Origin of the sequence: Streptomyces bohaiensis, assembly GCF_012033785.1 — a bacterium.
Lineage (GTDB): Bacteria > Actinomycetota > Actinomycetes > Streptomycetales > Streptomycetaceae > Streptomyces > Streptomyces bohaiensis.
Map to the genome: position 1 here is coordinate 1 of NZ_JAAVJC010000025.1, position 9,329 is coordinate 9,329.

Genomic DNA, 9,329 nt, shown 5'->3' on the forward strand with positions numbered 1-9,329 from the left:
CCCCCCCCCCCCCCCCCCCCCCCCCCCCACGACCGCGCGCCCCGCCGGGCGCCGCTCGACGTCAGAGCGCCGCGCGGGCCTCCGCGACCAGCGCGGCGACCCGCTGCGCGGCCTCGGCCAGCGGCAGCTCCTCCGCCTCGCCACCGGCGCGGGAGGCGAACTCCACGACGCCGTTGGCCAGTCCGCGGCGGCCGATGGTGATCCGGTAGGGGATGCCGACCAGTTCGATGTCGGAGAACTTCACGCCGGGGCGCTCGTCGCGGTCGTCGAGCACGGTGTCGACACCGGCCTCCCGCAGCGCCTCGTACAGCTCGCCGGCGGTCTTCTTGATCTCGTCGTCCTTGCCGATCGGCACCACGGCCACCTCGAACGGCGCCACCGAGACGGGCCACAGAATGCCCTTGTCGTCGTGGTGCGCCTCCACGATCGCGGCGATGCCGCGCTCGATGCCGATGCCGTAGCAGCCCATGATCGGCATGACGCTCTTGCCGTCGGGGCCGAGCACCGTGAGGTCGAGGGCCTCGGAGTACTTGTAGCCGAGCTTGAAGATGTGCCCGACCTCGACCGAGTTCATCACCGACAGCGGCTTCCCGCAGTTCGGGCAGGGCTCGCCCGCGGTCACCTCCCGCAGGTCGGCCCAGCGGCCCACGGTGATGTCGCGCGCCACGTCGACACCGCGAACGTGCACCCCGTCGCGGTTGGCCCCGGTGGCCATGTTGCTGCGGCCGCGCAGCGCCTCGTCGGCGACGACCGGCAGCTCGGTCACCCCGACCGCGCCGAGGCTGCCGGGGGACGCGCCGAGCGCCGCCCGGATCTCCTCCGCCTGGGCGGGGCGGGCCTCGACGGCGCCGGTGGCGTCGGTCAGCTTCTGCTCGACCAGGCTGTGGTCGCCGCGCAGCAGCACCAGGGTCAGCTCACCGTCGAGCAGGTAGACCAGCGTCTTGACCTGCCGCTCACCGGGCAGGTCGTAGTCGCGCGCCAGGTCCTCGATGGTGCGGACGTCGGGGGTGTCGAACGGCTCCGGCGCGTCGGTGCCGGCGGGCTCGTCGACGACCGTGGCGAGGGTGGAGGTCGCCTTCTCCACGTTGGCCGCGTAGTCGCAGCTCTGGCAGTGGACGACCAAGTCCTCACCGGCGGCGGTCTCCGTCATGAACTCGACCGAGGCCGAGCCGCCCATGGACCCGCTGGACGCCTCGACACCGATCGCGGGGATCCCGAGCCGGGCGAAGATCCGCTCGTAGGCGGCGCGGTGCAGCTCGAAGGAGCGGTCCAGCCCCGCCTCGTCGAGGTCGAAGCTGTAGGAGTCCTTCATCGTGAACTCGCGGACGCGCAGCAGACCGCTCTTGGGGCGGGGCTCGTCGCGGAACTTGGTGTGGAGCTGGTACCACATCTGCGGCAGCTGCTTGTACGACGCGAGGCCCTGCGCGGCGAAGGTCGTGAAGATCTCCTCGTGCGTCATGCCCAGCACGAGGTCGGCGCCCTTGCGGTCCTTGAGGTGGAACATCTCGTCGCCCATGACCTCCAGACGGCCCGAGCGCTCCCAGATCTCCGCCGGGTGCATGGTGGGCATCGCCCACTCCTGCGCGCCGATGCGGTTCATCTCCTCGCGCACGATCCGGCTGACCCGCTCCCGCACCCGGACGGCCAGCGGCAGCAGCGCGTAGTGGCCGGCCGACAGCTGCCGGACAAAACCGGCGCGGACCAGCAGCCGGTGGCTGGCGGCCTCCGCGTCCGCGGGGTCGTCACGCAGGGTGGGGACGTACAGCTGGGACCAGCGCATGGGAACTCTCTTCGTCGAAGCAGTGGCGGGCGCGGGCCGGCACGGCCCGGGAACCGGACTCGCCCCGCCACGCACCTGACGGCGCCCACCGCCGCGGCCGGTGCCCGTCGCGCGGTCCAGGGGGCCGGGGCGGGTCCGGACGGTGGCAAGCCACCCCGATCGTACCGAGCGCCCCACCCCCTCCCCCACCGCTTTCCCCCGAGGCGGGGCCCCGCGCCCGGCCGCCGGGTAGGCGGCCGGGTGGCCGGCCGGGCTGACGGCAGCGGGTCGGGAGCGGTCGGAACTCAGGTGCCGGCGCCGTATCGGCTGCCGATGCGTTCACGGACCTCGGCCAGGCCGAAGCACGCACGGTGCATCGCCACCTCCGCCGCCACGGCCTCGCGAGAGGCCGTGAGCCGCGGCCCACCCAGGCGCCCCTTCAGCAGTTCCAGGCTGCGCCGCGGCGCCCGCGCCATCTCTTCCGCCGTCGCCCGTGCTGCGGCTGGCACCTCGCCGTGCGGGAGCACCCGCACCGGGGCACCGCGGTCGCGCAGTTCGGCGCCGCGGTAGGCCCGCCCGGTGTACAGCATCTCCACGCCGAGGTGCTCGCCGAAGCAGGCCGGGACGAGGGCGGTCGCCGCCATTCCGGGAGTGAAGCCGTAGTGCATGAAGTTGGCCCAGTACAGCGACCGTTCGCTGAGCACCAGCAGGTCGGCGTGCAGGGTCATCGCCAGTCCCCCGCCGATCGCATGCCCCTGCACCTCGGCGACCACCGGCAGCGGGCAGCTCGCGAACACCTGGAAGAAGTCGTCCTCGTCGAAGTCGGCTTCCCCGCGGGACAGCCTTTCGAGGTCTTCGCGGCGGCCGCCGGCGCAGAACAGCTCCGGGCGGCCCCGGACGAGCAGGACCCGGACCGCCGGGTCGGCACACGCCCGGGTGACGGCCGAGACCAGCGCGGTCCGGAACGCAGGAGTGAAGGTGTTGCGGTCCGTGGGGTCGTCGAGCGTGACGACGCCGACAGGGCCTTCCGCGCGCCATGTCACCGGGGCGGCCGACGACGGCCGGGCGGTCACTGGGCCGCCCCCGTCGCCGCGGCGGTCATCGCGACGCGCCGCAGCCGCTCCACCGCGGCCGGGTCGGCGAGCCGCTCCGCCAGGAGATCTGCTGCCGCCGTGCCGGTGCCCGCGGGGAAGGGATGGACCAGTGCCCGGTGCCGTTTGAGAGCGCCTGTCGTCGCACGGTCCACGCGCCGCAGCGACACCAGCAGCGGCCGCAACAGCTCCTCGGCCACCACACCGTGCCGGTCTGCGAGCCCCGCGGCGAGTGCGGCAGGGCCGTCGAGCGGCTCGGCCAGCAGCGCGGCCGTGAAGGCGCGGTGCTGACCGGTGCGGCGCGCCACGAACGGCAGCGCCATGGCAGGTACGAGCCCCAGCAGCACCTCGGTGAGCCGGAAACGGGCGTCGCGGCCGGTCAGGACGAGGTCGCACGCGGCGGCGAGGCCGACGCCGCCCCCGGTCGCCTCACCGTCCACCAGGGAGACCGTCACCAGATCAGTGGTGGCCAGCCGTTCCAGCAGGCGCCAGTACGGTGCGGCGCTGTCGGGGCCGACCGCCGTTCCGAGGTCCATGCCGCCGCAGAAGGCCTCACCGGACGCGTCGAGGATCAGCACACGGCAGTCGGCGAGAGCTTCGGCACGATCGAGCGCCGCGTGGAGGAGGGTGAGCAGCGGCCCGTCGAGGGCGTTGCGCCGTTCGGGCCGGCTGAGGGTGGCGCGGAGGAAGCCGTCCCCTTCGTGAACGGTGAGCGGGCCACACGTTGAAGCGGGCGCGAGGGCGGTGACCCGGCCGGTCATCGGTCACCGCCGATCCAGACGTAGCGACGGTGGTACCCGCGCACCGATTCGAGCACCAGCAGCGGCCCGGCGCCGGCGGCAGGCTTCGTGAGGTGCGGGAAGAGGTCGAGGTCCACGTCGAGGTCGGCGGTGCCGAACGGGAACCGCCCCGCAGCCGACAGCAGGGCGTCGTACTCCTCGGGCGAGAGGCGGTGACGGTCGTCCAGAGCACGGTCCAGGCCGGACTCCCGTGCCGCGCGGTGACTCTCCGGGGAGACGACGCAGCTGAAGAACTCCGACGAGCACCCGGAACCGTAGGAGAACACCCCGACGCGGGCCTCACCGGTCAGTTCGGTGTGGGAGATCGCCGAGGCGAGAGCGAGCAGCACCGTGCCGCCGTAGATGTTCCCCACTTGCGACGGGTAGTGCAGCGAGGGGGCGAGCCGCCGGGTGAAGTCCTCCTCGATCTCAGGCGGGGCCATGCGGCGCAGGCGGCGCAGCAGGGTCCGGTGGGCCCCACGCACCATGCCGGGGAAGGGGGTGTGCATCGCCAGCAGGTCGAAGGTCTCCACGATGTCGACGTCACGGGTGCGGGAGGCGTAGTCGGCGAACGCTCCCTGGAGGCAGTCGAGGTACGTGAGGAGGGAGAGGTCGGTGTCCCCGGTCTCGGTGCCCGGGGTGGGTCGGCAGGTGTCCATGACCTCGTAGCTGTGGAACCCGTTGGCGCCCCGGTCGAGTTCTGCAAGGGTCGGTCGTGCCCCGACCAGCAGGGCCACGGCCCCCGCCCCTTGGCTGGGCTCGATGTAACTGTGCGGCACCGGAAGCGCCACGTCGCTGCTGATCACCAGCGCACGGGCGTCCTCGTGCGGGCTGGCCGCCACGGTGTTGGCCGCCATCTGGAGTGCGGCCGTGGCGCTGTAGCACGCCTGCTTGACCTCGAAGAGCCGGCAGGTTCGGGGCAGCCCCAGGTAGTGGTGGACGTAGCTCGTCACCGACTTGCCGAAGTCGACGCCGGACTCGGTTCCGACGACGACCAGCTCGATGGTGGCGCGTTCCTCCTCGGTCAGCGCCTCGACCAGGGGGCGGGCTGCGTTGACCGCGAAGGAGACCGCGTCCTCGCAGTGAAGGGCGACACTCTTGGCGGCCATCCGCAGATTGGCCATGCGGTCCGGGTCCAGACCGCGATGACGGAACAGGGTGGGAATGTCCATGCTGGTGCGGCCGCAGTAGGCGTGGAGCGCCTCGATGCCGACCGGCCGGGTGCTGCTCATGTCTGCTCCTCGGAGGGGGTACGGGGCGTCGACGGCCGGGCAGGGCCGGCCGACCGGGCAGGCGGGGCGGGCGGTGTCAGAACCACGGCCGCGTTCATGCCGCCGAACGCGTAACCGGTGGCGAGGGCGGGAGCCGGGACGAAGGGCTCGGCGACCGGTCCCACCAGGCCGAGCTCGGGATCGACCGGCTCGCTGAGGTGCGGCATCGGGTGCAGGCGTCCGGCGCGCAGCTGCGCCACGGTCGCGACGACCCCCAGCAGACCGGCCGCCGTCAGCGCATGGCCCGCCAGCGCCTTGGTGGAGTTGACGCGGGGCGGGCTGGGCCCGTCGAAGACCGTGCGCAGCGCCCGGGCCTCGGTGGCATCGCCCAGCACCGAGCCGGTGGCGTGCGCGTTGACATAGCCGATGTCAGCCGGTTCCAGACCGGCGACCGACAGCGCCGCGCGCATCACTGCTGCCTGGCCCGGCGCGTCCGGCCCTGTGCCGCGGACCCCGTCCAGACGCTGGGCGTGGCCCGCGACGACGGCGAGCGCGGGTCGGCCGCGGGCCGCGGCTGCGGCCGCGCTCTCCACCACCACCGCCGCTGCGGACTGGGCGTAGAGAAAGCCGGACCGGGCCGCGTCGAACGGACGGCACACCGTCCCGCCGCTCTGCTGGGCAGCGGGCACCATGGCACCGCTGCGGCGGTAGGCGGCGATCTCGGCGGCCGAGAGCTCCGCCGCCGGAGCGATGACGACGCAGTGGTCGGCCCACCCCGCCTCGATGGTCCGCGCGGCCAGGACGAGAGCGAGGGTACCGGCGGCAGAGGCCCCTCCGACCGTCCATCCCTCGGCGCGGGCGCCCAGGAGTTCGGAGGCCGCGCCGAGGACGTCGGCGTCCTGGTGGGTCAGCGCGTAGGAGGGCAGTGGGCCGCGGCCCGAAGCGGTCCGGGCGTGTTCCTCGGCCTGGTGCGCCAGACCGAGCCCCCCGCCTGCGAGGACCAGAGCACCGCGGGCGTCCCAGTCCCGGGGCAGCCCGGCGTCCGCGACGACGCGAGCCGCGACGCAGGTGCCCGTGGCTGTCGGGAGGGACGCACCGCGCAACAGCCGGGGCAGCCGCCGGGCGGTGGCAGGCCCGTCGGGAAGGGTGTCGGCGGCCCAGCGGAGCGGGTCGAAGCCGGTCAGCATCGCTGCGGGGGCGGCGCCGGCGGGAGCGTCCGGCGGTTCGGCGGGCACATGGCGGCCCGCCAGCAGTGCCGCGCCGAACTCCTCGGCGGTGTCCGCAAGGGGTGTGATCGCTGCGGTGGCCGTGATCACCGCCGTCCGGCCCGGCGCCCGTGCGGGCGGCGACCCGGTGGGCGGCGACCCGGTGGGCGGCGCACTCACGCGGAACCCTTCGCCCGGTGCTCCGCGAGCACGTCGGCCAGCTCCGCGAGGCTGTTGGCCTCGGTGAGTTCGCCGGGCGAGACGACGAGACCGAAGTCTTCCTGGGTCGCGACGACGACGTCGAGCCGGTCCATGGAGTTGGCGCCGAGGTCACGCAGGGAACGCTCCGGCACCATCAGGGCCGGGTCGAGGTCGGGCAGGACCGTCAGCAGGTGGGTCCGCAGCACCGCGAGCACCTCTTCGCGGTCGGGGTGGGCGGTGACGTGGTCGCTCATGCGCGGGGTCCTTCCGGGAAACGGGTGACGGGGCGGGCGGGCGGCGGGGCCGGCAGTCGACCGGCCGCCTGGTCGGCGGAGAGGCGGTTGTCGAGCACGCCGGCAAGCAGCTCCGAGAGGTCGGTCGCGGTGGGCGGCTCCGGGGCAGGGGGCCCGGTGGGCGAAGTGGTGGCGGCGTGCCGAGCGGGCGATTCGGGTACCGCGGCGCCGATGGCGCCGCCGCTCGGGCCGTCGCACAACCACGCGGTGAGCGCCGCCGGCGTGGGCAGTTCGTAGAGCAGTACCGCCCGGCACTCCGCATCCAGCTCGCGGTTGAGTCGGTCGACGAACTGGACGCCCAGCACCGAGTCCAGACCGAGCGCGGCGAACTCGGTTTCGGGGTCTATGTCGTCGGGGTCGCTGTAGAGCACCGCGCCCAGGAGCCGGCGCACTGTGGCGAGCACCTCGGCGGGCGCGGCCCCGGACACCGTGGCGGGCGGGCCCGCCGGCTCCCGACCGTCGACCTCCCGACCGCTGAGGAGGTCCGCCAGGTACTCGCTGACCTGCGCGATCGTGGTGTGCTCGTACAGAGCGCCCGAGGGGAACGAGACCGCGTGCCGGTTCTGCAGCCCGCGGGCGAACTCGACGCCCAGGACGGAGTCGACCCCCAGGTCGGTGAAGGGCGCGTGGACGTCGAGCCCTGCCGGGTCGGTGTACAGGACGGCGGCGAGGTCGCGCGTGACCTCCTGCCGCAGGGCGGCACGGTCGACGGGCGCGGACGCCGGGAGGTCGCCCACGGGTGGCGGTTCCGGCGGCCCGGCGGCGGGCCGGACGTCCCTGCGCAGTGGACGGAGATCGACGAGCGAGCGGTTGGGCATGGTCCTGCGGCCTTTCCGGTCGGGACCGGCCCCCGGGCTGGGGCGCCGGCTGGCGGGAGGAGGCGGGCCGCCTCCCGGGGTGTCAGGAAGTGCGGTGACGGGCCACCGCCGGGTCGAGGCCGCCGGCGAGGTAGCGGTCCCGGCAAGCGCGGCGCTGCACCTTGCCGCTGGTGGTCTTCGGCACCTTGCCCTGCCGGGTGAGGACGACGTCGTGGACCTCGATCCGGTGGCGTGCCTGCACCGCGAGTCGGATGGTGCGCAGCGCCGCCGCCGTGTCCAGCTCGCGTGCGCGCCGGGCGTCGAGCTCGCAGACGATGACCACGCCCTCGCCGTCCGTTCCGGGGGTGTCGACGGAGAAGGCCGCCACATGGCCGACCCGCGCCTCGGGCAGAGCGGCCTCCACCGTGCTCTCCAGGTCGACCGGGTAGTGGTTGGCACCGCGCACGATGATCAGATCCTTGAGCCGGGCGGTTACGTAGAGCTGGCCGTCGTGGAGGAAGCCGAGGTCCCCGGTCCGCAGCCAGCGGGTGGTGGCCGTCGTCCGGACGGGGCCTTCCGCACCGAAGCCGCCGCCGGTGCCGGACCCGGCAGGCAAGCGGGCGCCGAAGGTGCGAGCTGTTTCCTCCGGCCGCTCCCAGTAGCCGTCGCAGACGTTGGGGCCGGCCACCCAGACCTCGCCGACGGCGCCGTCGGCGAGTGCCTCACCGGAGCCCGGGTCGGCCACCGCGACGTGCTGCTCCCAGACCTGGCCGCAGGCGACCAGCGACACCGCGCCGGGGGTGTCCTGGGCAACGGGAACGGCCTTGCCCGCGTTGAGCGCGTCCCGGTCGAAGCTCCCGGTGACCGCGCCGCCCTGCGGTGACCCCAGGGTGACGGCGAGGGTGGCCTCGGCCAGGCCGTAGCCGGGGCAGTGCGCGGCCGGGTCGAAGCCGTGGGGACGGTAGGTGTCGGTGAAACGGTGGAGCGATGCGGCGCGGATGGGCTCGGCGCCGTTGACGACGTGCCGCAACGAGGACAGGTCGAGCCCCTCCCGCTGCTCGGGCGTCACGCGGGACACCGCGAAGTCCAGCCCGAAGTTGGGTGAGGCGGAGGTGCGGGCGCGGTGGCGCGAGATGAGCTCCAGCCAGCGGACCGGGCGGTGCACGAAGGCGTAGGGCGCCATGTAGACCCCGTGCGCCCCGGCGGAGAGCGGCATGGACGCGCCGAGGACCAGCCCCATGTCGTGGAAGAACGGCAACCAGCTGACCTGGGTCTCCTCGGTACCGAGCCGGGTGAAGGACCGCAGCTGCGCCGTCGCGACGCGCAGGTTGTCGTGGGTGACGACGACACCGGCAGGCCGACGGGTGGAGCCGGAGGTGTACTGCAGGTAGGCGGGCGCGTGGGGGTCGAGCGGGCGCGGGTCCTGCGGCTCCCCCCTACCCGCCTCCTCGACGGTGAGTACGGTGCCGCTGCCCGGCATGCCGGGTTCGGCCAGATCCGCGACCAGCTCTGCCAGCGGCTGTTCGGTGAGGGTGGCGGCGGGTGCGCAGTCGGCGAGGACGGCGGTGAGCTTGCTGTTGTCCTGCCGGATGTCGGGGGCGTGCAGCGGCACCCCGATGACCCCGGCGTACTGGCAGGCGAGGAAGGCGGCGAGGTAGTCGAGCCCCTGCGGCAGGACGATGGCGACGCGGTCGCCGGGACCGGCGTGCGCCGAGACCGCGCGGGCGAGGACCCGGGCCCGATGGTCGAGGGCGGCGTACGTCCAGGTGCGTTCGACCCCCTCCCGCTCCTGGGAGTGGTCGACGTACGTGCAGGCGGGGGCGTCGGGCCGGGTGCGGGCCCAGTGGGCGACGCGGGACGGGAACAGCAGGTCGTCGGCGGGGCCGTGCCGGTCGGCGACCGGCGTGCCGGACGCGCCCCGGGAGCGGTGGCCCGGGCCGGTGGTGGTGTCGGGGGTGGTGTCGGTGGTCATCGTGACGGCCTTTCGCTCACC

Annotated in this window: 8 protein-coding genes; all 8 read right to left on the reverse strand. The window is 74.2% G+C overall.

Annotation, left to right across the window (positions count from 1 at the left end; genetic code table 11):
- Positions 1–61 precede the first annotated feature (61 nt).
- The gene (locus HCN52_RS05595; protein ID WP_168087249.1) at positions 62–1,780 is read right to left on the reverse strand and encodes a proline--tRNA ligase; all 1,719 of its coding nucleotides are present in this window, start codon (positions 1,778–1,780) and stop codon (positions 62–64) included.
- A 284-nt stretch (positions 1,781–2,064) separates the two neighbouring features.
- Entirely contained in the window at positions 2,065–2,802 is a 738-nt protein-coding gene (locus HCN52_RS05600) for a polyketide synthase (RefSeq protein ID WP_168087250.1), read from the reverse strand.
- 26 nt (positions 2,803–2,828) lie between these two features.
- Positions 2,829–3,611 carry an enoyl-CoA hydratase/isomerase family protein gene (locus HCN52_RS05605; RefSeq protein WP_168087251.1) on the reverse strand — a complete coding sequence of 261 codons (783 nt, stop codon included), beginning with the start codon at positions 3,609–3,611 and terminating at the stop codon, positions 2,829–2,831.
- Positions 3,608–4,861 (reverse strand): hydroxymethylglutaryl-CoA synthase family protein, encoded by a 1,254-nt coding sequence (locus tag HCN52_RS05610; RefSeq protein WP_168087252.1) that lies wholly within the window; start codon positions 4,859–4,861, stop codon positions 3,608–3,610. Before HCN52_RS05610 ends, HCN52_RS05605 begins: the two co-directional genes overlap by 4 nt.
- On the reverse strand, positions 4,858–6,225 hold the full coding sequence (locus HCN52_RS25885) for a beta-ketoacyl synthase N-terminal-like domain-containing protein (protein ID WP_209314198.1): 1,368 nt from the start codon (positions 6,223–6,225) through the stop codon (positions 4,858–4,860). Before HCN52_RS25885 ends, HCN52_RS05610 begins: the two co-directional genes overlap by 4 nt.
- The gene (locus HCN52_RS05620; protein WP_168087253.1) at positions 6,222–6,500 is read right to left on the reverse strand and encodes a phosphopantetheine-binding protein; all 279 of its coding nucleotides are present in this window, start codon (positions 6,498–6,500) and stop codon (positions 6,222–6,224) included. Before HCN52_RS05620 ends, HCN52_RS25885 begins: the two co-directional genes overlap by 4 nt.
- Positions 6,497–7,357, reverse strand: coding sequence for an acyl carrier protein (locus tag HCN52_RS05625; RefSeq protein ID WP_168087254.1), 861 nt, complete (start codon positions 7,355–7,357; stop codon positions 6,497–6,499). The genes HCN52_RS05620 and HCN52_RS05625 overlap by 4 nt, the downstream gene beginning before the upstream one ends.
- 82 nt (positions 7,358–7,439) lie before the next feature.
- Positions 7,440–9,308 carry a fatty acyl-AMP ligase gene (locus tag HCN52_RS05630; protein ID WP_168087255.1) on the reverse strand — a complete coding sequence of 623 codons (1,869 nt, stop codon included), beginning with the start codon at positions 9,306–9,308 and terminating at the stop codon, positions 7,440–7,442.
- Between the last annotated feature and the right edge of the window lie 21 nt (positions 9,309–9,329).